At 63.6% G+C, this 25548-nt stretch carries 22 protein-coding genes and 1 pseudogene; 8 read left to right on the top strand and 15 right to left on the bottom strand.

Features of this window, described 5'->3' with window-relative positions; all coding sequences use genetic code 11:
* Nucleotides 1-152: pseudogene (locus ACYP01_RS00970) on the top strand (alpha/beta hydrolase); the annotation flags it as partial.
* 451 nt (nucleotides 153-603) lie between these two features.
* Nucleotides 604-825 (top strand): hypothetical protein, encoded by a 222-nt coding sequence (locus ACYP01_RS00975; protein ID WP_003946391.1) that lies wholly within the window; start codon nucleotides 604-606, stop codon nucleotides 823-825.
* A gap of 76 nt (nucleotides 826-901) precedes the next feature.
* On the opposite strand, the gene purH is transcribed toward ACYP01_RS00975, so the two are convergent.
* The 4 genes from purH to ACYP01_RS00995 form a co-directional block, all read right to left on the bottom strand.
* Nucleotides 902-2461, bottom strand: a complete 1560-nt coding sequence (gene purH / locus ACYP01_RS00980) for a bifunctional phosphoribosylaminoimidazolecarboxamide formyltransferase/IMP cyclohydrolase (protein ID WP_003946407.1) — start codon at nucleotides 2459-2461, stop codon at nucleotides 902-904.
* Nucleotides 2454-3173, bottom strand: coding sequence for a phosphoribosylglycinamide formyltransferase (gene purN / locus ACYP01_RS00985; RefSeq protein WP_030534875.1), 720 nt, complete (start codon nucleotides 3171-3173; stop codon nucleotides 2454-2456). The genes purH and purN overlap by 8 nt, the downstream gene beginning before the upstream one ends.
* Nucleotides 3174-3179: 6 nt before the next feature.
* Nucleotides 3180-4712: a cell division protein PerM gene (locus tag ACYP01_RS00990; RefSeq protein WP_459678224.1), complete on the bottom strand. Its 1533-nt coding sequence runs from the start codon at nucleotides 4710-4712 to the stop codon at nucleotides 3180-3182.
* A 121-nt stretch (nucleotides 4713-4833) separates the two neighbouring features.
* Nucleotides 4834-5877: a DUF5336 domain-containing protein gene (locus ACYP01_RS00995; protein ID WP_459678227.1), complete on the bottom strand. Its 1044-nt coding sequence runs from the start codon at nucleotides 5875-5877 to the stop codon at nucleotides 4834-4836.
* Nucleotides 5878-5963: 86 nt separating this feature from the next.
* Here ACYP01_RS00995 and ACYP01_RS01000 point away from each other — a divergent pair, with 86 nt between their 5' ends.
* Nucleotides 5964-6599: an IMPACT family protein gene (locus ACYP01_RS01000; protein WP_003946418.1), complete on the top strand. Its 636-nt coding sequence runs from the start codon at nucleotides 5964-5966 to the stop codon at nucleotides 6597-6599.
* 42 nt (nucleotides 6600-6641) lie between these two features.
* On the opposite strand, the gene sucD is transcribed toward ACYP01_RS01000, so the two are convergent.
* The 3 genes from sucD to ACYP01_RS01015 all read right to left on the bottom strand — a co-directional run bounded on the left by sucD (nucleotide 6642) and on the right by ACYP01_RS01015 (nucleotide 10750).
* Nucleotides 6642-7544 (bottom strand): succinate--CoA ligase subunit alpha, encoded by a 903-nt coding sequence (sucD, locus tag ACYP01_RS01005; protein ID WP_003946432.1) that lies wholly within the window; start codon nucleotides 7542-7544, stop codon nucleotides 6642-6644.
* A gap of 15 nt (nucleotides 7545-7559) precedes the next feature.
* Nucleotides 7560-8729: an ADP-forming succinate--CoA ligase subunit beta gene (gene sucC / locus ACYP01_RS01010; protein ID WP_003946426.1), complete on the bottom strand. Its 1170-nt coding sequence runs from the start codon at nucleotides 8727-8729 to the stop codon at nucleotides 7560-7562.
* Nucleotides 8730-8908: 179 nt separating this feature from the next.
* Nucleotides 8909-10750: a hypothetical protein gene (locus ACYP01_RS01015; protein WP_459678231.1), complete on the bottom strand. Its 1842-nt coding sequence runs from the start codon at nucleotides 10748-10750 to the stop codon at nucleotides 8909-8911.
* A gap of 232 nt (nucleotides 10751-10982) precedes the next feature.
* Here ACYP01_RS01015 and ACYP01_RS01020 point away from each other — a divergent pair, with 232 nt between their 5' ends.
* Nucleotides 10983-12005, top strand: a complete 1023-nt coding sequence (locus ACYP01_RS01020) for a M23 family metallopeptidase (protein WP_030534879.1) — start codon at nucleotides 10983-10985, stop codon at nucleotides 12003-12005.
* A gap of 78 nt (nucleotides 12006-12083) precedes the next feature.
* On the opposite strand, the gene pcrA is transcribed toward ACYP01_RS01020, so the two are convergent.
* Nucleotides 12084-14576: a DNA helicase PcrA gene (gene pcrA / locus ACYP01_RS01025; RefSeq protein ID WP_459678234.1), complete on the bottom strand. Its 2493-nt coding sequence runs from the start codon at nucleotides 14574-14576 to the stop codon at nucleotides 12084-12086.
* Between the two features lie 316 nt (nucleotides 14577-14892).
* Here pcrA and ACYP01_RS01030 point away from each other — a divergent pair, with 316 nt between their 5' ends.
* Nucleotides 14893-15219, top strand: a complete 327-nt coding sequence (locus ACYP01_RS01030; protein WP_459678237.1) for a chorismate mutase — start codon at nucleotides 14893-14895, stop codon at nucleotides 15217-15219.
* A 74-nt stretch (nucleotides 15220-15293) separates the two neighbouring features.
* Here ACYP01_RS01030 and ACYP01_RS01035 read toward each other — a convergent pair whose 3' ends face one another.
* Nucleotides 15294-16748, bottom strand: coding sequence for an NAD-dependent succinate-semialdehyde dehydrogenase (locus tag ACYP01_RS01035; RefSeq protein WP_459678239.1), 1455 nt, complete (start codon nucleotides 16746-16748; stop codon nucleotides 15294-15296).
* A 92-nt stretch (nucleotides 16749-16840) separates the two neighbouring features.
* On the opposite strand from ACYP01_RS01035, the gene pgi reads away from it, so the two are divergent.
* On the top strand, nucleotides 16841-18496 hold the full coding sequence (gene pgi, locus ACYP01_RS01040; protein WP_333823609.1) for a glucose-6-phosphate isomerase: 1656 nt from the start codon (nucleotides 16841-16843) through the stop codon (nucleotides 18494-18496).
* Nucleotide 18497: 1 nt separating this feature from the next.
* On the opposite strand, the gene ACYP01_RS01045 is transcribed toward pgi, so the two are convergent.
* Nucleotides 18498-19310 (bottom strand): FAD:protein FMN transferase, encoded by an 813-nt coding sequence (locus tag ACYP01_RS01045; RefSeq protein ID WP_007727618.1) that lies wholly within the window; start codon nucleotides 19308-19310, stop codon nucleotides 18498-18500.
* Between the two features lie 903 nt (nucleotides 19311-20213).
* Here ACYP01_RS01045 and ACYP01_RS01050 point away from each other — a divergent pair.
* Nucleotides 20214-20657: a helix-turn-helix domain-containing protein gene (locus ACYP01_RS01050; RefSeq protein WP_003946341.1), complete on the top strand. Its 444-nt coding sequence runs from the start codon at nucleotides 20214-20216 to the stop codon at nucleotides 20655-20657.
* 26 nt (nucleotides 20658-20683) lie between these two features.
* Here the strand turns inward: ACYP01_RS01050 and ACYP01_RS01055 are convergent, their stop codons facing one another.
* The 3 genes from ACYP01_RS01055 to ACYP01_RS01065 are packed head-to-tail and all read right to left on the bottom strand — an operon-like array spanning nucleotide 20684 to nucleotide 22785.
* Nucleotides 20684-21502, bottom strand: a complete 819-nt coding sequence (locus ACYP01_RS01055) for an ABC transporter permease (protein ID WP_007727621.1) — start codon at nucleotides 21500-21502, stop codon at nucleotides 20684-20686.
* Nucleotides 21462-22313, bottom strand: coding sequence for an ABC transporter ATP-binding protein (locus ACYP01_RS01060; RefSeq protein ID WP_459678244.1), 852 nt, complete (start codon nucleotides 22311-22313; stop codon nucleotides 21462-21464). Before ACYP01_RS01060 ends, ACYP01_RS01055 begins: the two co-directional genes overlap by 41 nt.
* A 4-nt stretch (nucleotides 22314-22317) precedes the next feature.
* Nucleotides 22318-22785 carry a MarR family winged helix-turn-helix transcriptional regulator gene (locus ACYP01_RS01065; RefSeq protein WP_218747638.1) on the bottom strand — a complete coding sequence of 156 codons (468 nt, stop codon included), beginning with the start codon at nucleotides 22783-22785 and terminating at the stop codon, nucleotides 22318-22320.
* 125 nt (nucleotides 22786-22910) lie between these two features.
* On the opposite strand from ACYP01_RS01065, the gene ACYP01_RS01070 reads away from it, so the two are divergent.
* Nucleotides 22911-23414 carry a COG4315 family predicted lipoprotein gene (locus ACYP01_RS01070; protein ID WP_003946334.1) on the top strand — a complete coding sequence of 168 codons (504 nt, stop codon included), beginning with the start codon at nucleotides 22911-22913 and terminating at the stop codon, nucleotides 23412-23414.
* Nucleotides 23415-23417: 3 nt separating this feature from the next.
* Here ACYP01_RS01070 and ACYP01_RS01075 read toward each other — a convergent pair whose 3' ends face one another.
* Both ACYP01_RS01075 and ACYP01_RS01080 read right to left on the bottom strand, forming a co-directional pair.
* Nucleotides 23418-24740 carry an NAD(P)/FAD-dependent oxidoreductase gene (locus ACYP01_RS01075; RefSeq protein ID WP_003946361.1) on the bottom strand — a complete coding sequence of 441 codons (1323 nt, stop codon included), beginning with the start codon at nucleotides 24738-24740 and terminating at the stop codon, nucleotides 23418-23420.
* The gene (locus tag ACYP01_RS01080) at nucleotides 24740-25492 is read right to left on the bottom strand and encodes an SDR family oxidoreductase (RefSeq protein ID WP_219465944.1); all 753 of its coding nucleotides are present in this window, start codon (nucleotides 25490-25492) and stop codon (nucleotides 24740-24742) included. Before ACYP01_RS01080 ends, ACYP01_RS01075 begins: the two co-directional genes overlap by 1 nt.
* Nucleotides 25493-25548: the final 56 nt, after the last annotated feature.

A 25548-nucleotide genomic window follows, 5' to 3' on the forward strand; every position in this document is an offset into this window, starting at 1 on the left:
CAGCGCTGACTTCCGTGCGGATGCGCAACGCCAACTTCGTACTCAAGGACATCGGCGACGAACAGTCCACCGGTGCCGACTACGTCGCGCCGCTTCCGTACTCGGCAGAGTTCTCGGAGCCCTTCACAGCGTGGGTCCGTTCGTTCTCCTGATCACGCACAGACCGAACGTCCTCTTTTTCAGGTAGAAAGTTCCCTCCGCGAACCATCGCGGAGGGAATTCTGCTTTCTACGCCTGACCTGCAATGAAGACTCTTTCAATCCAGCGAACCTGGGGACAGAAGTCACCCGGAGTTTACGTTCGCGGCGCTTTTTCTTGGTGCGAACCCTCGATCCGTGCTGTACGGTCATCCATTAACCAGCAACGCCACACAGAAAGGAACGGACATCATGTCGCTACACCCGCACGTCGTATCCGTACCTTCGTGGCGCAGCTGCACCGCAGACAAGCACATTTTTTCGGCCGCAATGTCGGCCAAGCACATGGGCAACAAGCGCGGTGTACCCCGAGAATGATCCCCAGTTTCACCGGATTCGTTCTCGGGCACCCAGGGCAAACGCCTCGGGTGCCTTTTCTTTTACCTTTCACACGCAGGAGCACCACATGAAACTTCGAGTCAACCAACTGTCCATCGCGCCGCCGTATGTCGATCTGCCCGGTGACCTCACCGGATACGCCGTCACCCTGGATCTTTCACACTCCGATGCGGCCCACGAAGCTACCCTCGGCGCATTGATCAGCGAGATCCGCAGTCGCGGAGCCTCACGCGTCGTCATCACCGGCTCACCGCGCGAACTCCAGGGCACCCACAGCAGCGCCGCCTGAAAGACCCGGGCGGCCTGAATGCAGAACGGGCCCCGAACTCCCGTTGAGGAGTCGAGGCCCGCTACCGACGTAGGAGTCAGTGCGCGAAGTGGCGCGCACCGGTCAGATAGAGAGTGACACCGGCTTCCTTGGCTGCGGCAATCACTTCGTTGTCGCGAACCGAACCACCCGGCTGCACAACAGCCTTGACGCCGGCGTTGAGCAGCACCTGCAGACCGTCAGGGAACGGGAAGAACGCGTCCGAAGCTGCAACCGAACCTACGACGCGGTCACCGGCTCGCTGAACAGCCAGATGCGCTGCGTCGACGCGGTTGACCTGGCCCATGCCGACGCCGACAGAGGCACCGCCGGAGGCCAGCAGGATCGCGTTGGACTTCACCGAACGGCTGGCGCGCCAAGCAAATTCGAGGTCAGCGAGAGTCTCGGCATCGGCAGCCTCACCGTTGGCGAGGGTCCAGTTGGCCGGGTTGTCGCCGTCGGCGTCCAGGACGTCGCGCTGCTGGAGCAAGGTACCGCCGGAGATCGGACGCAGTTCGATTCCGGTAGCGGTCGGAGCGGCTGCCTTCAGAACACGAATGTTCTTCTTACGCTGCAGAACCTCGACAGCTCCGTCTTCGTACGAGGGCGCGATGACGACCTCGGTGAAGATGTCGGCGATCTGCTCGGCCAGTTCGACGGTGACCTCGCGGTTGGCAGCGATCACACCACCGAAAGCACTGACCGGATCGCATGCATGCGCCTTGCGGTGGGCGTCGGCGATGTCGGTGCCGATGGCGATGCCACACGGGTTGGCGTGCTTGATGATTGCGACGGCCGGATCAGTGAAGTCGTACGCTGCGCGCCACGCTGCGTCGGAGTCCGTGTAGTTGTTGTACGACATCTCCTTGCCGTGCAACTGCTCCGCCTGAGCCAAACCTGCAGGCGCAGCCGGGTTTTCGTACAGCGCAGCGTCCTGGTGCGGGTTCTCGCCGTAGCGAAGAACAGCGCTGCGGTTCCAGGTCGCACCGACCCAGGCCGGGAACAGCGAACCGTCCTCGTCAGCTGCGATCGTGCTCGTCATCCAGCTCGCAACCGCGACGTCGTACGACGCAGTGTGCTGGAAAGCCTGCGCCGCAAGCACAGTGCGCTCACGCAAGGTGAATCCGCCACCGGCAACGGCAGTCAGGACGTCGGCGTACCGAGCCGGATCGACCACGACGGCAACCGACGGATGGTTCTTGGCTGCAGCACGCACCATCGACGGGCCGCCGATGTCGATCTGCTCGACGCACTCGTCCGGGCTAGCGCCCGAGGCAACCGTCTCGGTGAAGGGGTACAGGTTCACGACCACCAATTCGAAGGTCGCGATGCCGAGTTCCTCGAGCTGAGCGAGGTGATCCGGCTTGCGGGTATCGGCGAGAACGCCGGCGTGGACGCGCGGATGCAGCGTCTTCACACGGCCTTCGAGGCATTCCGGGAATCCGGTCAGAGCCTCGACCGGCGTCACGGGGATTCCGGCGTCGGCGATCTTCGACGCGGTCGAACCGGTCGAGACCAACTCGACACCGGCCTCGTGCAGGCCCGTGGCCAGCTCGATCAGACCACTCTTGTCGTAGACGCTGACAAGTGCACGGCGCACAGCCTTGCGTTCACTCACTGGGGATCACGGCCTTTCGTCCATCGGAAACCACTCCGCGCGTAGCAACAGCGGCGATGACGTCCGCCAACAACCGTCGCTCCACAATTTTGATGCGTTCATGCAACGAAGACTCGGTGTCGTCGTCGTGCACCGGCACAGCTTCCTGCGCCAAGATCGGCCCGGTATCAACTCCGCCGTCGACGAGATGCACCGTGGAACCGGTGACCTTCACGCCGTACGCCAGAGCGTCGGGAACCGCGTGCGCGCCGGGAAAGGCAGGCAGCAACGCGGGATGAGTGTTGATGATTCGGCCGCCGAAACGCTCGAGAAAGCTGGGGCCGAGGATTTTCATGAAGCCTGCGCTGACCACGAGATCGGGTTCGTACTCGGCCACTGCTGCTGTCAGCGCCTCGTCCCAGGCGGCACGATTTTCGTAGGTCTTGATCGAGACCTTGAAGGACGGGATCTTCGAATCCGCAGCGTGCTCGGCGGCGAGGCAGTCACGATCTACACCGACGGCAACGATCTCGGCGGGGTATCCCTCGGCATGCGAAGCGTCGATCAGCGAAGTCAGCAGGGTTCCAGCGCCGGAAGCGAGTACGACTACCCGCGCGACAGAGTCGCGAAATTGGACCCTGTCGGGCATTGTCGGCTGCGGATTGTCGGCCGAGGCAGTCAGCGCACTACTCCTGAGAACTGGAAGATGATGCGGCCGGAGTATCGGCCGCATGACAGCCTAGTCGCTGGACTCCTGCGACTTCGAGGGCAGGTCGGTCTCCGGCTCCGCCCCGGCTGTGGGGTCCGCCTCGGGTGCCGCGACAACCTCCGCGTCGACTACTTCGATCTCGACGGTTTCCTCTGTCACTACCTGCACGGGTTCGCCTGATTCTTCGACAATTTCGGCTTCGACGACCTTGGTCACTACCACCGCAGATTCCTGGGCGAGCACTTCGTCGGCGTTTTCGTCGTCCTCGCCATCCGTTGTGGCCGCGGCCGTGATCGCAAGTTCGGGCTCGGATGCTCGAGCCGGTTCATCCGTCGGCGGCGCAACCTCGTCCTTCATGTGTCCGCGGTGTGAGAACCACATCGCGAACAGCGCCGAGACGGTTCCGAACAATCCCAGCCACGCAAAAGTCAGAAGACCGAAGCCCCACCACAGGACCTCGACGGTGCCGAACTGCCCGAGGTCTCCCCCCGCAGCAAGGGCAAGCAGAGCCATGACGACGCCGGCACCGGCAGCTGCCGTCAGCACTGCGAGCACACTGTCCTGCCCGGCGATGCGTCGAGCGCAATCACGGCCGAGCATCACACCCACCGCAGCCGGAACGACCAACAGCACCGGCCAGATTCCGCCGGCGACGCCTTCCGGAACCGCTCCGAGAAGGGGCAAGGGTGGCAGATCTCCACCGATGTTGCCGAACACGCTGATGGAGACGTTTCCGAAATCGGCCGTCGATCCCGTCATCACCGCGGCTGCACCGACCACGAGGTTCGGCAGGTAGAGCAGCGACAACACCGTCAATCCCAGTACGCCGACAAACCCGTTGCCTCGTGCGAGTAGGTCACCGACCGTCGACCACGACACGAGTAGCGACACCACGACGGCCACGGCGCCCGCAGCCAGCAGCGCTGCCGACGCAGCCGCGGCCGGACGAACAGCGGCAGATGCCCACGGCGGAATCTCGGCGACGACGCGATCCCAGTGCGCAGCAGCAACACCGACGGACGCGGCGATCAGGTGAATCCCGGCGACCCAGCCGAAAGCGGCCAACGTGTTGGGGCTCGACAGCGGAATTGCCGCGGAGGCGTCGGCGACAACGGCGAGAGCGATTGCCGTGATAGTCAACGGCCCGGCTACTGCCGCCCCCACCAGGCGGAGGGTGTCGTCACGGGAGTCGGTGTGCACCGCAGTCGACGCGCATCGGCGTGCGACCACCCACATCATGACCGCCGTTGGAAGCAGTGGCAGTACACCGAGTTGGACGCCGCTGATAGTCGCCGGCACCTGGTGGATGACCAACCATGTAGTGGCAATGGCGCCGAAGGTTCCGGTCAGGTCGCTGCTCGCCGATACCAAAGTGACCACGACGACAGCCGCGATCAGCAGCATCGTCAGGCCCGACGGTCGGAAGGCGACAGTCAGCAACTTGCGCGCCAGGTCCGGGTTCGGTCCCGGGCGACCGCCGCCGACGCGGCCGCTGCCAGTACGACCACGTCCGGGTCGTGAGGACGTGGGACGGGACCGGGTGCCATCAATCAAAGAACTCATCCCCTCGAGGGTTTCACTCGACAGTGCGCCGCGCACTCAGGCGCGCCGTCGGGCTCACGGAATGTGGCCTCCACCCGCAGCGGGTCGGAGGCCACATTCATGTTCGTGAAACGAAGAAGTACTACTGCTGACGCTCGTCGGGGTTCTGCGAGCCGAAGACCTTGGTCTCGGCCGCGGAATCGCTGCTGCCCTGGTCAGGTTCCGCAGACGGCGTCGGCGCTTCGAAGGTAGGCGGCTCGAAGCCCGTCGGCTGCTCGGTCGAGCCAGTCTGCTGCTGGTTGTACGGCTGGCCGTAACCGCGTGGAGCGGTGAACTGATCCGACGAGTAACTCGGGTTCGGCTGACTCGCGGGCTGAGAGGTCAGCGGATGGTAAGACGACGTCGTCGCGGCCGACGAGTCGGTCTGTCCGGGATTCTGCACCGGGTTCTGACCGTAGGGAGACGCAGTCTGGCCGTAAGGCTGCTGCGAAGCAGCCGGGTCGACGGGGGCGGCGTGCGCTCCCCCGTATCCCTGCTGCTGCGCCTGCCCGTACTGCGGATTCTGCTGGTACTGGCCCGGCTGCTGAGCCTGCTGCGGCTGGCCGTACTGAGCCTGTCCGTATCCCTGTGGCTGACCGGGCGCCTGCCCCGGCGCCTGGCCGTAAGGCTGCTGCTGACCGTACTGCTGAGCTATCGGTCGGGGCGCGGGCGCCCTCAGGATTCCGATCTCGAACAACAACGCGGCGACTGCGACGACCGTCTGCACGAACGAGAGGATCAGCACGATGATCAGACCCCAACCGAGGCTGATGTCGACGTAGTCGCTGGTACCGACGGAGAATGCGGCGAACACCAAAGCGAAGAAACCCGTGAGGGTGAGCGCTGCTGCAATGCCTGCATACGACTGCTTCGGGAGGAGCGATACGCCCGCGACCACACCGCCGGCGAAAACGAATCCGAGGCCGTAGATGCTCGACTCGAAGAAGCTCGAACTGGTGTCCAGGCCGCTACCGATGCCGCTGCTGCTTCCACTGATCGACGTGAAAGGCGCAAAACCGAGCAGGAAATTGATCAGGCCGAGTGCCGCGACGGCGATGAGCAGGATGAATCCGAGATTCTTGGTTCCACCGCCCGCTGCCGGCTGATTCGGTGGCCCGAAGCTGGGCCCTTGCGGCGTGAACGTCATGACTTCTCCTCGTAGACGGTCTTCGATGGTTACCAGCGTATGTGTCTCGACTTCGCACGCTAACACCGACAGGAGACAATGGGCAGATGCCCTTCACCCTCGCGCCCGGCGCCGACCACGTCGTCGAAACCGAGGTGAAGCACTCACGATTCATCGCCGCGCTTCACCGAGTAGACGACGCCGAAGCCGCCACGGAGTTCGTCGCGGAGCAGAAATCGCTGTATCCCGATGCGCGCCATCATTGTTCGGCTTTCGTGATCGGATACGAGGCGAACTCACGCGTCGAACGTGCACACGACGACGGTGAACCGGGCGGCACTGCCGGGGTGCCGATGCTTCAAGTTCTCAAGTCTCGAGATCTGGTCGATGTGATTGTTGTCGTCACGCGCTATTTCGGCGGAATCAAGCTCGGCGCCGGTGGATTGGTCCGCGCGTATTCGGGAGCGGTCTCGGTGGCTCTCGATTCGGCCGAGCTTGTGGCCAGGGAGAGAAAGGTCCTGCGCACTTTGGCGATCCGGCACTCAGAGGCCGGTCGGGTGGAAGCGGAGCTGAGAGCGCGGGGCGTCTCGGTGCTCGGAACTACGTATGGATCGAAGGCGGTGATGACGCTCGCCGCCGGTGACGCCGACGATCTCGATTCGATCGTCGCATCCATCACATCCGGTGCCGGGCAGTTGGAACCTGCCGGGTCGATGTGGGTCGATACCACTGTGCGTGGTTAAGGAGTCCGGAGACTCCCTAACCACGCACGGGGGCGAAGCCCCTTACAGGGACTGAAGAATCTCGCGAGCGAGAGCAGCGGTGGCGGACGGCGTCTTGCCGACCTTCACGCCTGCAGCTTCGAGAGCTTCCTGCTTGGCCTGAGCCGTACCCGAGGAACCGGAGACGATGGCGCCGGCGTGGCCCATGGTCTTGCCTTCGGGAGCGGTGAAGCCTGCCACGTAGCCGACGACCGGCTTGGTGACGTTGGCCTTGATGTAATCGGCTGCACGCTCTTCCGCGTCGCCACCGATTTCACCGATCATCACGATGACCTTGGTCTCGGGATCCTTCTCGAACGCCTCGATGGCGTCGATGTGGGTGGTTCCGATGACCGGGTCGCCGCCGATGCCGATGGCGGTGGAGAAGCCGAAGTCACGGAGTTCGTACATCATCTGGTAGGTCAGGGTGCCCGACTTGGAGACCAGGCCGATGGGGCCGGTGCCTGCAATGTTGGCGGGCGTGATGCCGACGAGGGCCTCACCCGGGGTGATGATGCCGGGGCAGTTCGGTCCGATGATGCGCGTCTTCTTGCCCTTGGACTCGTTGTACGCCCAAGCGTAAGCGGAGTCCTGAACCGGGATGCCCTCGGTGATGACCACGAGGAGCGGGATCTCCGCGTCGATGGCCTCGACGATGGCGTCCTTCGAGAAGGCCGGGGGAACGAATGCGATGGAGACGTCTGCGCCGGTCTCCTTGATTGCCTCTTCGACCGTCGCGAAGACGGGGAGCTCGACAGGGGAACCGTCAGCAGCAACGTGCGAGACCGTGGTGCCGGCCTTGCGAGCGTTGACGCCGCCGACGACCTGGGTGCCGGCCTTGAGCATCAGAGCGGTGTGCTTGGTGCCCTCGCCGCCGGTGATGCCCTGGACGATGACCTTTGAATCCTTGGTGAGGAAGATTGCCATTGTTCTGTGAGTCCCTTACTTCGCTGCGTGAGCGAGTTCGGCGGCCTTGTCGGCGGCCTCGTCCATGGTTGCGACGACCGTGACCAGCGGGTGGTTGGCCTCGGCGAGGATGCGACGACCCTCTTCGACGTTGTTTCCGTCCAGGCGAACGACGAGCGGCTTGTTGGCCTCGTCACCCAGGGTCTTCAGTGCGCCGACGATGCCGTTGGCAACTGCGTCACACGCGGTGATGCCGCCGAAGACGTTGACGAACACGCTCTTGACCTGTGCATCGTTGAGGATGACATCCAGGCCGGCAGCCATGACTGCAGCGGAAGCTCCGCCGCCGATGTCGAGGAAGTTGGCGGGCTTGACGCCACCGTGGTTCTCGCCGGCGTATGCGACGACGTCCAGGGTGGACATGACCAGGCCTGCGCCGTTGCCGATGATTCCGACCTCACCGTCGAGCTTGACGTAGTTGAGGTCGTTTTCCTTGGCCTTGAGCTCGAGGGGATCGGTAGCGTCGCGATCCTCGAATGCCTCGTGGCCGGGCTGACGGAACGCTGCGTTCTCGTCGAGGGTGACCTTGCCGTCGAGGGCGAGGATCTGATCGTCAGGCGTACGAACGAGGGGGTTGACCTCGACGAGGAGTGCGTCTTCGCCGATGAAGACCTCCCACAGCTTCTGGATCGTCACGGCCGCTGCGTCGAGCACCTCTGCGGGCAGCTTTCCTGCCTCGGCGATGCTGCGCGCGAACGCGAGGTCGACGCCCTTGACTGCGTCGACGGGGATCTTGGCGAGAGCGTCGGGGTTCTCCTCGGCGGTGACCTCGATCTCGACGCCACCCTCTACCGAGCACATGGCCAGGTAGGTGCGGTTGGTGCGGTCGAGCAGGAAGGAGATGTAGTACTCCTCGGCAATGTCACTTGCCTCTGCGACCAGCAGCTTCTTGACGACATGGCCCTTGATGTCCAGGCCCAGGATTGCCTCGGCGTTTGCCACTGCGGCATCCACGTCGGGCGAGTACTTGACGCCACCGGCCTTGCCGCGGCCGCCTACCTTGACCTGTGCCTTCACCATCACGGGCTTACCGATTTCTTCGGCAATCTCGCGTGCGCCGGCGACTGTGTCTGTAACACGTCCAGCCGAAGTCGGCACTCCGTGCTTGGCGAAGAGTTCCTTCGCCTGGTATTCGAAGAGATCCATCTGCTCACCGTCTCGTCTGCGTTGTCACCCGCTCGAGGGGTAGGAGCGGGTCTGTTCTGGACTTTAACCAGTTGCCGCGTTCGGTTTGCGCCCGCATTGATGCTATGTGGCCCAAGTCACGCGCAATTGCCCGATGAGGCACGCCTCACCGATTCGGCAAGGTGGCCACACCGAATTTGTCAAGCATCAGTCTCACTGATTCTTGCGCTCGAGAACGCTGCAACGAGAAGCAACACTATGCCCGTGGCCGCTGTGATCGCACCCACCCCCACGGTTGCGTCCGATATGCGCGATGACGTGAGCGGCCACTCACCGACGTACACCAGAGCTGCCACGGCAGATCCGATCAGCAATGCCGCGCCCCGCGACGGCCGCGCGGACGCTGCGATCACAGCGGCGATCACGACGGTGACGCCGACGAGCAGTTGACCCCAGACGTCAATTCCCCACGGCCACTCCAGAACTGAGGCCGCCGTATAGGTGTCGCCCTGATAGAGGGGAAGCGCGGTTCCGATCAGGACAGCGACGGCGCCGATCCCACCGACGATAAGCACCAGCCCTCGCGAACCGCCACCTACCGACGTGTCGACATCCTCACGCTCGGCGCTTCCCGCCAGCCAGACGAGCAGTCCCGTCGCCGCAGCGAGGAAAGCCGCGCCGCAGAGCACGAAGGCGCCGGCCCCCAACCCGACGCCCGGTACGTCCGTCGCGATGACCGCCGACTGCATGACAGCGGCGACTCCCATCACGACCGTGGTCCACAACACGCCGACGGCCGGCCGCACCACCGCGGCGCGGCCCGGGGCGAACAAGCCCAGACCGGCGACCAGCAGTACAGCAGCCGCGAGCAGGACAACTCGAGACGAGAGCATGGACGGTTCGGGGATGTTCTCCGGCAACGACAGGACCGGAAGTGCCACGCCCAGGGCTGCCACTGCTGCGGTGACAACTGCGCCGATACCGGCAACGCGGTGAAGTCTGTTCACCCGCGCTTCCGCCGCCCGGGACTGAGCCACCATCGCCGCTTTCAGCGCACCCTTTGTCGTCTTCGCGGGTGCGCGAACCACACTTTCAGCGGGAATCGCATCTTTTTCACGCCTGGAAGCGAGGTAGGGAGCTGAAACGCCGATCACGGCGATGACCACGGCGGCCAGTGCCCCGACCACCGATCCCGAACCGACGCCGATCCGATCGCCGGCCGCGAACCCAGCCATCACCCTGGTTCCACTGACTGCGAGTGCGCCGAGACCGACACCGATCAGGGCGCCGCAGCCCACCGGTAGCGAGATGGACGTCAATGCCGCCGCGACCGCAACGAGTACCGCGACGCCGACCAATCCCGTACCGACGGCGGTGGCCGCCGCCGAGTCGACGAGCGGTTTGACCAGAAAGATCGGATCCTGCGAACTGAAGGAAGGACCGAACAGGGAGAGCACGAACACCACCGCGGCCAGAATCAGCAGCGCTGTCGGCCACCCACCGATCCGCCCGCCAACCGATCGCCCGTCGAATTCCGCGGCGCGAGCGCTGCCGTATCCGTCCCGCTCCGATTCACGATGGACGACCATGAAGCCGAGGACACCGGACACCACAAGAAGTCCGTGGCCCGCGAGCGCGAGATAAGCGCCCGGACCCGCATCGATCGAACCCGCCGAAATCGGACGGAAAAGGTCCAAGCGGTTTGCATCGATTGCGTCGACGAACAACTGAACGTCGAGGACCGCCGCGCCGAGGGACACCGCGCCGATACCTGCCAGGAGTCCACCTGCGAAGGCGGGCCTGCGCCCCGAGGTGAGCACCGCAACCAGCGGCACGACGATCGTGCAGACGGCAGCGAAGAGAGCGGCAGAAGCAAGAGCCCCCGTCGTGTCGACCCCGCGGCCACTCCCGACTCCGACGACGGGACTGGCTGCCACTCCGACGGCACCGAGCAGTCCGATTACCGCCGCGAGTGGCGCCCCGGACTTCACTCCGGGGTCGTCGATACGCGCCTGCGACGTAGTTCCAGGTGTTGTGGACACTCGATCGACGGTAGTGCCTGAATGGACCGGTGATCCGGTTGTGACACGCGCGATCACGAAACGAGATGATTCGTCCGTTTTGCCCGAATCGGCATATTCCCAGGTCAAGCTGTGAGGCACGTCACATAATCGGACAGGTTTCCGCTACGGCTTGCGCCCATCGCAATCATTTCGTTACCGTCAGTCGGTCTAAGTCACGGGCTGATCACGAACTCGAGGAGAGAACCGGCATATGCATCACCGCAGCCAGTTCACCGCTAGTAGGTTCTCGAACTCAGCTCCAGACGAGGTCACGACCACTTATCCAACGCACTCGGCCAGGCGTTACACCGAGACCAAAAGTTCTGAGATCTCTACCGATATGTTCACTCGAAATTCATCCTCCACGTCGTCAGATTCCGACTCTCACGAGTTCGTCGAGTCCGACGTGATCAGCACCCCCACTTACGCCTCCTCCGCACCGACAGTCGATGTCGAATCTCCGGTTCGCCGCAGCGGTGCTCACCGACTCCCCACCCCTCCCTCCGCTCTCAAGGGCCGCGCCGCCGTTCTGGCAGTTGCAGCCGGCGCGGTTGTCGCCGCGGGCCAGGCAGTTGTCAACGACGGTTCCTCTTCTGCCGCCGACCACTCGGAAGTTGCACTCGCCAACGAGTCCTCCGCGATCGGTACCACCGCAGAACCGCAGGCCGCTCAGTTCGCTCCGGCCACCTCCACGGCAGCCACCACCGAGGCCGACGCTCCGCAGGTCCTCAACGTCGCAGCGCCGACCGACCTCTCCCAGTTCAGCAACCTGCTTGCCAAGGGCCAGCGTTTCAGTGACGAGCGCGCAGCACGCGAAGCCGCTGCCCGTCGCCCGCTGTTCGTCCTGCCGGCAGTGGGCACCTTCACGTCCAACTTCGGCACCCGCTGGGGCACCCTGCACGCCGGCGTCGACATCGCCGCCCCGATCGGGACGCCCATCGTCGCCGTCGCCGACGGCAAGGTCATCGATTCAGGTCCGGCTTCCGGGTTCGGCATGTGGGTACGCCTACAGCACGCAGACGGAACGATCACCGTCTACGGCCACATCGACACGTCCACCGTCACGGTCGGTCAGCAGGTCATGGCCGGCGACCAGATCGCCACTGTCGGCAACCGCGGCTTCTCCACCGGCCCGCACCTTCACTTCGAGGTTCATCTCGCCGGCGAGAACAAGATCGATCCCCTCCCCTGGCTCGCCTCACGCGGCATCAGCCTCGGCGTCGAGCAGGACTGATCGCAAGCCCAACGCTTCTGATGAAAAACTTCCGGCCCGCACCTTTCCAGGTACGGGCCGGAAGTTTTTGCCTGTCTTCTACAGCTTCACCATCGGCACACCGCCGATGAGCATCAACCGCACCTTGCCCGCGCTACCGAAGTCGATGGTGACCGTCGCGGTGGGGCCAGTGCCCTTGGTTTCCAACACGGTGCCCAGACCGTACTTGTCGTGACTGACGCGGTCACCCGTGGCGAGGACCAGAATGTTGTTGCGGCCACGCGCGGCACCGAAACTGGGAGTCGACGCGGCCTTGCCGGACCCTCCCCCGTAGTTCTGCCCGCCGCCGTATCCCTGGCCGCCCTGGCTGCCGTAGCGGCTTCCGCTGCCGTAACCCGGCCTGCCGCTTCCGAATCCGCCACCGGTGCCCGGATCCTCACGGCGCCAGTTGATCAGGTCCTCCGGGATCTCCTGGATGAACCGCGACGCCGGGTTCTGGATCGGTTGCCCCCACGCCGAACGCATGATCGCGCGCGTCAGGTACAGGCGCTGCCTGGCACGGGTGATGCCGACGTAAGCAAGTCGACGCTCTTCGGACAACTCCGCCGGATCGCCGAGGGCGCGCATGTGCGGGAACTGCCCATCCTCCCAACCGGTGACGAAGACGACCGGGAACTCGAGGCCCTTGGCGGTGTGAAGCGTCATCATGGTCACGACGCCGTCGTCGGAGTCCGGCAGTTGATCGGCGTCGGCGACAAGCGATACCCGTTCGAGGAAGGCGGCAAGCGAACCCGGATCGGGTTCGCCTTCACGCATTGCTGCGGTTTCCTCGTCGTCCGGATCGATCAGCCCGGCCGCGTTTCGCGCGTCGGAACTGAATTCCCTTGCCACGCTGACGAGTTCGTTCAAGTTGTCGAGTCGCGCGCCGTCCTGCGGATCGCTGCTCGCCGCAAGCTCGGCGCGGTAGCCGGTGCGCTCGAGCACCGCCTCGGCAACCTCACCGATGTCACCGAGCTCGAACGGTTCGTCCTCGTCGGCGGCTGCTGTCGGTAGCAGGGCCCGCAGCCCGTCCATCATCTCGAGGAACGACGCGATGGCCTTCTGTGACCGCGTATTGAGCAGCGCCACTTTGCCTTCCGCGCCGTCACGGAGAGCGGCGGCGAAGCTGATGTTGCGGTGCTCGGAGTGCACGGCGACGCAGGCTTCGGCTCGATCACCGATACCGCGTCGGGGCGTGTTGAGAATGCGTCGCAGGCTCACGGTGTCGTCCTCGTTGGCGAGGACGCGCAGATACGCGACGATGTCCCGAACTTCCTTGCGCTCGTAGAAGCGAACGCCGCCGACCACCTTGTACGGCACTCCGAGTCGAATGAAGATCTCCTCGAGCGCGCGTGAGGAGTTGTTGGTCCGGTAGAACACCGCGATGTCGGCGAACTTGGTCTCGCCCTGGTCCACCAGCCGATCGATCTCCGAGGCGACAAACGATGCTTCGTCGTGCTCGTTGTCTGCAACGTAGCCGACGATCAGTTCGCCTTCACCCGAATCGGTCCACAGACGCTTTTCTCGTCGGCCGGTGTTCTTGGAAATCACGGAGTTGGCCGCAGACAGAATGTTCTGCGTCGAACGGTAGTTCTGTTCGAGAAGGATGGTCCGAGCATCCGGGTAGTCGCGTTCGAACTCTTCGATGTTGCGGATAGTGGCTCCGCGGAATGCGTAGATCGACTGATCGGCGTCACCGACGACGCACAGTTCGGCCGGGGCAACGGCGTGGTCGGACTCTCCGGCTCCGCCGACCAGTTCACGCACAAGCATGTACTGCGCGTGGTTGGTGTCCTGGTACTCGTCGACGAGCACGTGACGGAAGCGGCGGCGGTAGTACTCGGCGATCTGTGGAAACGCCTGAAGAAGCGCGACGGTCTCACCGATGAGATCGTCGAAGTCGAGTGCGTTCGCAGCACGCAGCCGCTGTTGGTAGTGGCCGTAGACCTTGGCGATCAGCCGCGGCAGTTCGGCCGGATCCTGATCGGCTGCGACAATCGCCTCTTCCGGTCCGACGAGTTCGTTCTTCAGGTTGGAGATGTGAGTGGCGAGAAGCCGCGCGGAGAATCGTTTGGTGTCGAGCTCGAGGTCCTTCGAGATCATCGTCAGCAGTCGACGCGAATCGTCGGAATCGTAGATCGAGAAATTCGAGTTCAAACCGGGCAGGAGCGCCGCCTGTGCTCGCAGGATCCGCACGCAACTGGAGTGGAACGTCGATACCCACATGGCGTTGGCACGCGGTCCGACAAGAGCTGCCACACGCTCGCGCATCTCGGCCGCAGCCTTGTTGGTGAACGTGATGGCCAGGATCTGACCGGGGGTGACACCCCGTTCGGCCAACAGATAGGCGATGCGACGCGTCAGCACTGCAGTCTTGCCCGAGCCGGCGCCCGCGACTATCAGCAACGGCGAACCGGCATGGACCACGGCCTCGCGCTGTTGCGGGTTGAGACCCTCGAGGAGGGCGTCCGAACCCACGTCGTGTCCCCGCGCGCCGCCCCCGTCGTGCTGGGAATGTCCGTCGTGCTCACCGAGTGCTGGGTACGTGTTCATCGCCTGTCCACGCTACCGGCGTCCACCGACACGGTCGTCAGTGCGTCCACCTGCTGGTAGAGGCACTTGGATTACCTGTGTCGAGCATGGCAAACTGGACGCTATGTTCAGCATTTCCGTTCGCGACAACACGGCCGACCCCGTCGGCCCGCTGTGGCGTTACTTTACGTGCCCCGGACCTCGGTGCACGTGATCTGAACAGCTCACCCGCCCCTGGTCCGAATCGGATCCGGGGCATTTTCGTCAGTGTGCCTGGATCGGTAACGACCCGAGCCGAGACCACGATCCACGCAGTAGGAAGAGGAGACGAATAGCAATGAGCACCCAGGCTGCAGCCCCCCATGGAAATACTGTCGATACTGTAAAAACTGCTCCGACAGACGTCGAGATCCCCCAGAGTGAGGCGGAGATCGACGGACTACGGAAAGAAATCGACCGTCTCGACGCCGAGATCCTCGCGGCCATCAAACGCCGCTCCGAGGTCTCCCAGATCATCGGCCGTACCCGGATGGCATCGGGTGGTCCGCGTCTGGTGCACAGCCGCGAGATGAAGGTCCTAGAACGATTCAACGAGCTGGGCCAGGAAGGCCACACTCTCGCGATGCTGCTCCTGCGCCTGGGCCGCGGACGCCTGGGCCACTAGCGCACACCCAGATCACTTGCGAACGGCCACATCGGATGCCTCTGGCAGTCCCGATGTGGCCGTTCGCGGGTGTATCAGCTCTCGAGCGCGATGTACTTCGTGTTCAGGTATTCCTCGATCCCCTCGGTCCCGCCCTCGCGGCCGAATCCGGATTCCTTCACGCCACCGAACGGCGCTGCCGCGTCCGAGATCACTCCGCGGTTGACGCCGATCATTCCTGATTCCAGTGCATCGGAAACCCGAAGCGCACGGTCGAGATCCCTTGTGAAGATGTACGCGGCCAGTCCGAACTCGGTGTCGTTGGCGGCTGCGATTCCCTCGGCTTCGGTGTCGAAGCCGGTGATCGCGGCGACGGGTCCGAACACCTCTTCTTTCAGAATCCGCGCGCTGGACGGAACGTCTGCCAACACCGTGGCTGGATAGAAGTACCCTTCGCCACCCGGCGCTTCGCCGCCCAGTCGCACCTTCGCCCCGGCATCCACCGCATCTGCAACCAACTCCGCGACCGTGTCGAGCTGGTTCTGGTTGATCAGCGGCCCGAGCTTCGTCTCCGGGTCGGTACCGGGTCCCATCGTGAAAGTCGCCATCTTCTCGGTCAGCTTGGTCGTGAACTCTTCACGCACGGCGTTGGCGACGTGGAACCGGTTGGCGGCGGTGCATGCTTCGCCACCGTTGCGAAGCTTCGCCAGTACCGCGCCCTCGACTGCCTTGTCGACGTCCGCGTCGTCGAACACCACGAAGGGTGCGTTGCCACCCAATTCCATCGACGTGCGGAGCAATCGCTTCGCGGACTTCTCCACCAGCATCTTGCCGACGCCGGTGGACCCGGTGAAGGTGAGCTTGCGCAGTCGAGGGTCGTCGATGAGAGGGCCGGTCACTTCACCGGATTTCGATGTCGGCAACACCGAGAGGACTCCGTCGGGCAACCCTGCTTCGGCCATGAGCTGAGCAAGCAACAACATCGTCAACGGGGTCTCCGAGGCGGGCTTGACGATGATCGTGCAGCCGGCGGCCAATGCCGGGCCGATCTTGCGGGTACCCATCGCCAACGGGAAATTCCAGGGAGTGATAGCCAGACACGGTCCGACCGGCGCCTTGGTGACAAGGATCCGGCCGTTGCCCGCCGGCGCCGGCGTGTAGCGCCCGCCGATGCGAACGGCCTCCTCGCTGAACCACCGGAAGAACTCCGCCCCGTATTTCACCTCGGCGCGACTTTCGGCGAGTGCCTTGCCCATTTCGAGGGTCATCAGCAGCGCCACGTCCTCGGCTCGCTCGGTGATCTTCTCGAAGACGGCTCGCAGGATTTCACCACGCTCGCGCGCAGGTGTGCTCGCCCACTTCGACGAGACGGCGACGGCTTCGTCGAGAGCGCGCAGCGCGTCCGCGGGGCTCGCATCGGCGACATCGGTCAACGATTTCCCGGTCGCCGGATCCGCCACCGGGAAGGTCGCGTTGTTCTCCGCGGGCACGAACCGACCGCCGACGAACAACTGGGTGGGAACTGATCGAATGAATTCGAATGTGTCCATGGGTTCCATGATGCTCGTCGGAGCCGCGTCCGTCTGCCCGCGAGCGAGACTCACGCGGAAGTTTCCAGCTTGTGCCACTAAAGTCGATGATCGTGAGCACTGACATCACCGGAACCTCAGCCTGGCAGAAACTGCGCGCTCATTACGCCGACATCGAAGGCGTTCACCTGCGAGAACTCTTCCAGGACGATCCAGCCCGCGGGCGAGAGCTGACGATCGACGCCGGTGATCTTCACATCGACTACAGCAAGCATCGCGTCAGCCGCGAAACTCTCGCGCTGCTCGTCGACCTGGCCCGCGAGGCCGGCGTCGAGGCACGACGCGACGCGATGTTCGCGGGCGATCACATCAACACTTCCGAAGACCGCGCCGTACTACACACAGCGCTGCGTCTGCCCAAGGATTCTGCGCTGACCGTCGACGGTCAAGACGTCGTCGCCGACGTTCACGAAGTTCTGGACGCGATGGGCGCTTTCGCCGATCGTGTGCGCAGCGGCGAGTGGACCGGAGCTACCGGCAAGCGCATCCGCACCATCGTCAACATCGGCATCGGCGGTTCCGACCTCGGGCCGGTGATGGTCTACCGCGCACTACGGCATTACGCCGACGCCGGAATCAGCGTCCGGTTCGTCTCCAACATCGACCCTGTCGATCTGGTCGGACAGCTCGACGACCTCGATCCGGAGACGACGCTCTTCATCGTCGCATCCAAGACGTTCTCCACCCTCGAGACCCTCACCAACGCGACAGCGGCAAAGCGTTGGCTGTTCGCCGGTCTGGGCAGCGAAGACGTCTCGGCCGTAGCCAAGCATTTCGTCGCAGTCTCCACCCATGGTGATCGCGTGGCGGAGTTCGGCATCGACACCGCGAACATGTTCGGGTTCTGGGATTGGGTCGGCGGGCGCTACTCCGTCGACTCGGCGATCGGCTTGTCGGTCATGTGTGCCGTCGGACCCGTTCGCTTTGCGGAGTTTCTCGACGGTTTCCACCAGATCGACACGCACTTCCGAAACCAACCGCTCGAGCAGAACGCGCCGGTCCTCCTCGGCCTCATCGGGCTCTGGTACTCCAACTTCTTCGGCGCACAGTCCCGCGCAGTGCTGCCCTACTCCAACGACTTGCTGCGCTTTCCCGCCTACCTGCAGCAGCTGACCATGGAGTCCAACGGCAAATCGGTTCGCGCCGACGGCTCACCGGTGACCACGTCCACCGGTGAGATCTTCTGGGGCGAGCCCGGAACCAACGGCCAACACGCCTTCTACCAACTCCTGCATCAGGGCACCTGGCTGGTGCCTGCCGATTTCATCGGGTTCGCGGAATCCACCGACGATCTGCCTACTGCGGACGGCACGGGATCAATGCACGATCTGCTCATGAGTAACTTCTTCGCTCAGACAAAGGTTCTCGCGTTCGGCAAGACTGCCGAAGAGATCGCGTCAGAGGGCACGGCACCGGAGTTGGTGCCGCACAAGGTGATGCCAGGCAACCGACCGTCGAGCACTATCTTGGCGAAGGAGCTGACCCCCTCGGTCGTCGGTCAGTTGATCGCGCTTTACGAGCACCAGGTATTTGTCGAAGGTGCTGTGTGGGGTGTCAATCCGTTCGATCAGTGGGGCGTCGAACTCGGCAAGACGCAGGCACTGGAACTGGGGCCTGCGCTCTCTTCCGAAGCAGCACCCGGCGACCTCGGCGACACATCCACAGATGCTCTGGTGCAGTGGTACCGCAGAGAGCGCGGACGGGCCTGACTCACGCGGCGGCCGGGCCGAACCAACTTTCCGTTGTGTACACGCGTCCGGATCGGTCGACGAGCCGAGCGCGAAGCTCTTGCTGTTCAACCCATTTGATGGCGCTTATCCCCCGGATCAACGCAGCTTCGCTCGCGGCGTACGCCCACACCGCGTCGTCAGCAATCACCGAGACCTGTGCCCATTCCGTGGAGGGCCGCTCCTGGTTCGGCTCCCAGGAGGGCAGCTCCAGCGCCCGCGCCGTCGCCATCGCGGTTCCGTTGATCAGTTCGACTTCTTCGCTGTCCGGCACCGGAATCTGCCAGCCACCAGCCGGTGCATGGCCGGCCGTGGCGATCACGTCGCCGATCCGCACAGCAACGCCGCATTGTAATTCGGCGGCGACGATCTGCGCGGCGCGATCGACGGTGTCGGCCTTGGCAACTCCGGTGATGTCGAACGACGCACCCCAGGGCGCGTACACCACGTCTCCGTCGAGCTGTACGTCCTCGAACGTCGGGGTCGGGTGGACCGGAGGGATGGACTCGTCCTCGGAGTAATTGTCGGCAAGCGGATTGACTGCGCCGCCGGTCATACGAGCCGCCCACAGCGCCGACCGCAAGAGAGCAGACATACGCCGAGTCACTTTGACCGGAGTTCCCTGAGCGAGGTTGACGGCGTGAATCTCGGCGTCACCCCGGCGAAGGTCGCAGACCGCTTCGGTTTCGTCGATGGCAGCTGCGATCAACGCGTGCGCAGTGGGCAGCGCAGCGCCTTCGGTGACATCCACCTCCACGGCGGAATCCCACATCGCCCACTTCTCGACACTGACCATGTCAGTCCTGCCCTTCGAACACACCGCGTTGTAACCAGTATGCGCCGGTCAGCAAGCCCCGTGCCATAAGCCGCTTCCGAGGCCGAGGCACGCATCCTGCAGGAGGAGCAGCCCACGGCAGGGGCTGATGGTAGATCTGTGCGACAGAATTGCCGCCCGGACTGTCGCCCTCCGTGTGCAAGCCGCGTATTCCTTCGAAGGGTCCTGACCGCACCCGACTGCGACTGACGTCGACTACTACCGGCGCAGCGGGCTATTCCGATCCGAAAGACGCAAAGGCGACGGTCGACATGTCGTGCCGGGACGCTGCGCCTCGAGCTCGGTCTGCCGCAAAACACGTCCGGGCGACGCTGATATCACCGCAGGAGATAGCGGCGACTGACGAGAAGCACTGTGTTCCAACGTCGATGACATACCAATCGGCCGCTTTCGACGCGCGCCACTTTCAACAGGTCGACACACCTGCCCGCTCACTCTCGACTGCCGAGAAAAATACGCGCCCATCACTACGCGCGAGCGTCGAGCAGAGCACCGAGAAAGAGTTCCGAACACGCGGCTCGCCAACCGCCGGAGAGAGTGACGCCCGGCGCCCGGCGGCAGTGCTCGCACGTTACAGACAGGGCCACAATGCATCGACGCAGCTACATAGGACCGGCCGAAAGAACCTGCAGCGCAACGGCGTAACCACCGACATTTTGCTTATACGCCACCCGCACGCCCGTTGGCAAAACGAACGGTCAGTACGCGGTGTAAATCACATACTTTACAAAGTCTTTGGAATCTCTCCGCGCCAAATATCCGCAGGTGAAAGGACTTTCGACCGGAGTCCAGAATAACCGTGTCGTCTACTATGTGAAAACTGCGAAGTAGCTGTGACGCTGGGTCACGCTCGAGGGAGGAATTGTGACCGATTCATTCAAGGACCGTTTGAACGCCTTGTACCCGGCCACAGCACCGAGACTCACCAACGCACAAGTTGTGGAAGCCCTTTCGCAACGTGGATGCAAGATTTCGACACCGTACCTCTCTCAACTCCGGAGCGGTGTGCGCACAAATCCGTCGGAGCAAGTCGTTTTGGCATTGGCCGATTACTTCGGCGTAGCAGCAGAGTACTTCTTCGGCCCGACACCTCGCCAAGATCCCGAACTGATTCCGGAAGAAGACCGTTCGGTTGTCGAAGAGTTTCACGACAGCGAATTACGTTCTCTGGCCATAAAAGCGGTCGATCTCTCCCCTGAATCGCAGGACTTGCTCTCATCGATTGCGGAGAAACTTCGCTCGTCCGAAGGACTCCCGGCCGTCCCTCCGGATTGCAGCACCTACACCCCACCGTTCACTCGCGACTAGTCCGGAGCGAAGATCAGCGAGTCAGATCAGCGAGTCAAGCGGCCCAATAGTGCCGAAGCTGTGATGATTCCGAGCAGCGCGGCCCCGATCAGCACGCCGAAGTCGACGAGGTAATCGGTCGGCATTCCGATCAGCAGACCGCGCAGCGCTGACACCTCGTAGCTCAGCGGATTGATGCGACTGAGCCACTGAACCCACGTCGGCATGAGTTCGACCGGGTACAGAGCGTTGGACGCGAAGAACAACGGCATGGTGATCGCCTGGCCGATGCCCATCAATCGATCTCGTTTGAGCACGATCCCCGCGATCGCAACCGACAGACAGGCGAAGAACGCCGAGCCGAGGACAACGACAGCCACGACGCCGAGCAGCTTGATCGGGTTCCACGTCATGCTCACGCCCAGCAGCGCCGCTACAACGACTACGACCACGGCCTGGGCGACCGCACGGATACCGGCTGCAAATGCCTTTCCGGTGACCAGCGCGGCTCGTGGCGTCGGCGTCACCATGAGTTTGGTGAGGACTCCCGCGTCACGCTCCCAGATGATCTGGATTCCGTAGAAGATCGCAACAAAAAGAGCGGACTGCGCAATGATGCCCGGCGCGAGAAAGTCGAGATACGGTACGTCGCCAGTCGGGATCGCTCGGATATGACTGAACGTCTGACCGAAGATCACCAACCAGAGGATCGGCTGGATTGCGCGCGTGACCAATTCAGATCGGTCGTGCCGCAACTTCTGAACCTCCACGAGGCAGAATGTGTAAATTCTCGAGAGCAATCGAGCAAGACTGTTGGTAGTGGGATCAGCCCAAGCGGCGCGCTGTGCGACGGGCACTGCGGACATCGCGGAGACCTCCTGACTTGTCGCCGGTGAGATCGTCGCCGGTGTAGTGACGGAACACGTCTTCGAGAGTGGCCTCCGGCCCCAGTTCGGCGGCCAACGCGCTCGGCTCGCCCACTGCACGAAGTTCACCGTGATGCATCAACGCAACACGATCACACAACTCCTCGGCTTCTTCCATGTAGTGCGTCGTGAGCAGCACAGTCATGCCGTACTGCTTCTGCATCTCCGCCACTCGCTGCCAGACGGATTCGCGGGCAATGGGATCCAGCCCCACCGTCGGTTCGTCGAGCACCAGCAACGACGGTCGGTTCACCAGCGCCTGCGCAAGTTCGAGACGTCGTACCATACCGCCGGAGAAACCCGACGCCAGACGATCACCTGAATCGAGTAGGTCCACCATCTCGAGCGCCTGGTCGACGCGCTCGCGTCGTTCGGACCGCGGAACGTCGTACAGTCGCGCGAACCAGGTCACGTTCTCGCGTGCGGTCAATGCGCTTTCGATCGAGAGCTGTTGTGGCACGTACCCGAGGTAGCGCCGAATGGTCATCGCCTCGGTACGAACTGAGCGACCGAGAATCCGAATGTCACCGTCTTGCAGAGGAAGTAACGTGTTGAGCAACCTGATCGTCGTAGTCTTTCCTGCGCCGTTGGGACCGAGCAGGCCGAAACACTCCCCCGCATTGATGACCAGACTCAGGTTGTCCACCGCGCGGTGGTCGCCGAACTTGTATGTAACCGAGTCGATCTCGACCGCGTGTGCGCCGGGGTCGGGTGAACCTGCCGCTCGGCTCTTCCACCACTGTTTCAGCATCTCACTACCCCTCACCTTCTGATCCGGCTGCTGCCAGAGCGCTCGCCAATCGCGACAGGGCTGGTAGCGCAGCCTCGATCCTCGCCCTGTCTTCTCCGGTCAGACTCGACAATGCCTGACCGACAATCACACTCCGGCGATCACGCCACACCTCGACGCGGGCGCGCGCCTCGTCCGCGAGTACCAATCGCGCGACGCGGCGGTCTGCCTCGTCGGCAACGCGTTCGATCACTCCATCGTCGACGAGCTGCCGCACCAAGGTGGACACCGTGTTTGCCGCGACACCCAATCGCCCGGCGGCCTCGGCCACCGACAGACCCGGGTTGCGTCGTAGCAGCCTGACGAGTTCGATCTGGGCGCCGGCGAGCGGTCGTTCCGCAAACGGCCGCCCCGACGCCTTCCTCGTGCCCCGGCGCAATTGTCCGAGCGTCTCCAGGACGTCATCCGCAAGATCTGCTCCGTTTCCATCCACAACCTCACAATAGCTCTGTAACAGAGCTATTGTCGAGGAATCCGGACGCCCGGCGTTTTCAGCTCGTCCGCAACGGGTATCCCCGATTGCTTGTCCCGAGCACTCCCGCCCAGAACGGAGACGTCATGCGCAGACAGTGGTTGTTCGCGACGGTTGCGAGTACCGCCCTGATCCTCACCGGTTGCTCGCCCGACGCCCTCGATTCCGGGGACAGCGCAGACAACGTCACTGCCATTGCGACGTCGCTGTCGCCACCCGCCGCCGCTGATGCACCCCTGCTGAAGACCGCCGACTCCCCACTCGGGACGATCGCCGTCGACGGCGAAGGCATGACCGTCTACGTCTACAACCCGGACGAGGAGAACTCACAAGCCGGGTCGTGCGACGAAGCTTGCCTGCGTTACTGGCCGGCGGTCACCTCGGTCACGGATTCGCCGATCGTCGAAGGAATCGACGCCGTCATCGACACTGTCGACGGGCCTGAAGGATCTTTCCAGATCACCGTCAACGGCAAGCCCGTCTATCGGTACCTCGACGACAAGGTTCCCGGAGACATGCTCGGACAGAGCGTCGGCAGCCTGTGGTGGATGATCGACGCCGCCGGAAACCCCGTGTTCAAGACTGAGTAACCCTCAGTTGTACGGCTGCCGAGCGGTTTCGGGGTCGCCGTACGTGATTGCCCGTTCCCGACGCGTTTTCGACGCCAGGGTTGCGCCCCAGTTCAGCACCGTGCTGGCGCGATTGCGGAAACCGGCGAGGAATGCGATGTGGATGATTCCCCATGACACCCATCCGATGAACCCGGACAACTGGACCGGCCCTGCCTGAAGCAACGCGTGGCGTCGCGAAATGTAGGCCGCGGTTCCAAGATCGCGGTACTTGAACGGTTTTCGGCTGGGCACTCCGTTTTCCACGGTTGCAGCGATCCGGGCACCGGCGTGCCGACCACCCTGCATCGCGACCTCGGCCACCCCGGCAAGTTTGTCCCGCGACATGAGGTCGCCCACCACGTAGACGTTCGGGTGGCCGGGAACGGTCAGATCGGCTTCCACCTCGATGCGGCCACCGCCGACCTGCTTCACACCCAGCGCCGTGGCCAGTGCCTCGGCGAACGGCACTGCTTCGACGCCCGCGGTCCACAGAATCGTGCGGGTCTCGTACTGCCGCTTCTCTTTTGTCTTCTTGTCCGTCGTCTCGATGCTGGTCTCGCACACGTCGGTGACGTGCACGCCGAGGTGAGTCTCGACGCCGATCCCGTCGAGAGTACGTTTGGCGGCGGCCGAGAGCTTGCGACTGAACGAAGGGAGCACCCGATCGTCGCCGTGGAAGAGCAGCACCCTTGCCTCGTCCGGGTCTATGGACCGGAACTCGTTGGTCAGCGCGTGCATCGCCAATTCGCGGATCTGCCCGGCTAATTCGACGCCGGTGGGTCCACCGCCCGCCACGGCGAATGTCAGCCACGGTCGACGTTCTTCCGCCGTCGGGAGCGATTCGGCCATCTCGAACGCAGCAATGAGACTGCGCCTGATCGCCAAAGCGTCGTCGAGGGTTTTCATGCCAGGCGCCCATTTGATGAACTCGTCCTGGCCGTGGTACGACTGCCGCATTCCGGCCGCCACGATCAGGTAGTCGTACGGCAGTTCGAAGGTTGACCCGTCGAAGCGACTGGCAGTCAGTATCCCGGCGTCCGCGTCCACCGACTTGGCCTCGCCCAGAACGACGTTCGTGTTCTTGTTGTCCTCGAGCAGATGCCGCAGCGGACTTGCGATCTGCCCTTCGGAGAGCAGACCCGTGGCGCACTGGTAGAGCAGCGGCTGGAAGACGTGGCTCGTTCCCCGGTCGATCAGCACTACCTCGACGTCAGCCTTCTTGAGTCGTCTCGCTGCATACAGTCCACCGAAGCCGCCACCGACGATCACTACCCGGGGCTTACCGTTCGAGATGTGGATGCTCATCAGACAAACCTCGCTGTCACGGAGTTGGGCAGGAATCGTAGGGCCGCATCTATCCCTTGCCACTTGAGGCCGGGTAGCGCCGCTCGGGTGGTTTCCTTCTCGATGGCGTCGACCATGGCACTGACGCCTTCGTCCAGACTGGCCATGAGCGCTGCGTCGTCGCCGGCGCCGGCGGACATGTCGGTCTTGATGAAGCCCGGCAGCAGGGTGGTGACCCGAATAGGTGTGCGCGCCAACTCGATACTGAGCGCCTCACCCAGAGCCGCTACCCCGGCCTTGCTTGCCGAATAGGCCGCTTTTGGCCCGGGTAGCCCCCGATCCGCGCTTATCGAGGACACGAGAACCAGGTGTCCGGCGTCCTGCGCGCGGAAGATCTCGAGCGCAGCTTCACACTGCGACAGCGCGCCGACAAAATTCGTCTGCGCTGTTGCAAGATTCGCGTGCGCTTTTCCGGTTCCGATCTTGGCGCCCTTACCGAGCCCGGCGTTCACGATCACCCGGTCCAGGCCACCCAACTCGTCGCGCAGCTCACCGAAAACCCGGACGACGGAATCGTGTTCGGTCACATCGAGTTCGCGCACTGCGACGCTGATCGACGGGTACTGCGCCACCAGCTCCCCACGCAGCGCGTCGAGACGATCCGTCCGCCGGGCACACAACGCGAGGTCGCGACCGGCCGCGGCGAATCTCCTGGCCATCTCCTCTCCCAGACCCGAACTGGCACCGGTGATCAAAATCTTCTGCCGCGTCATGGGTGCAACTGTAACCATCATCGAGTTCTCGTACCCGGCGGTAACCGAGCGAACTC

Source organism: Rhodococcus sp. no. 34, from assembly GCF_054589475.1.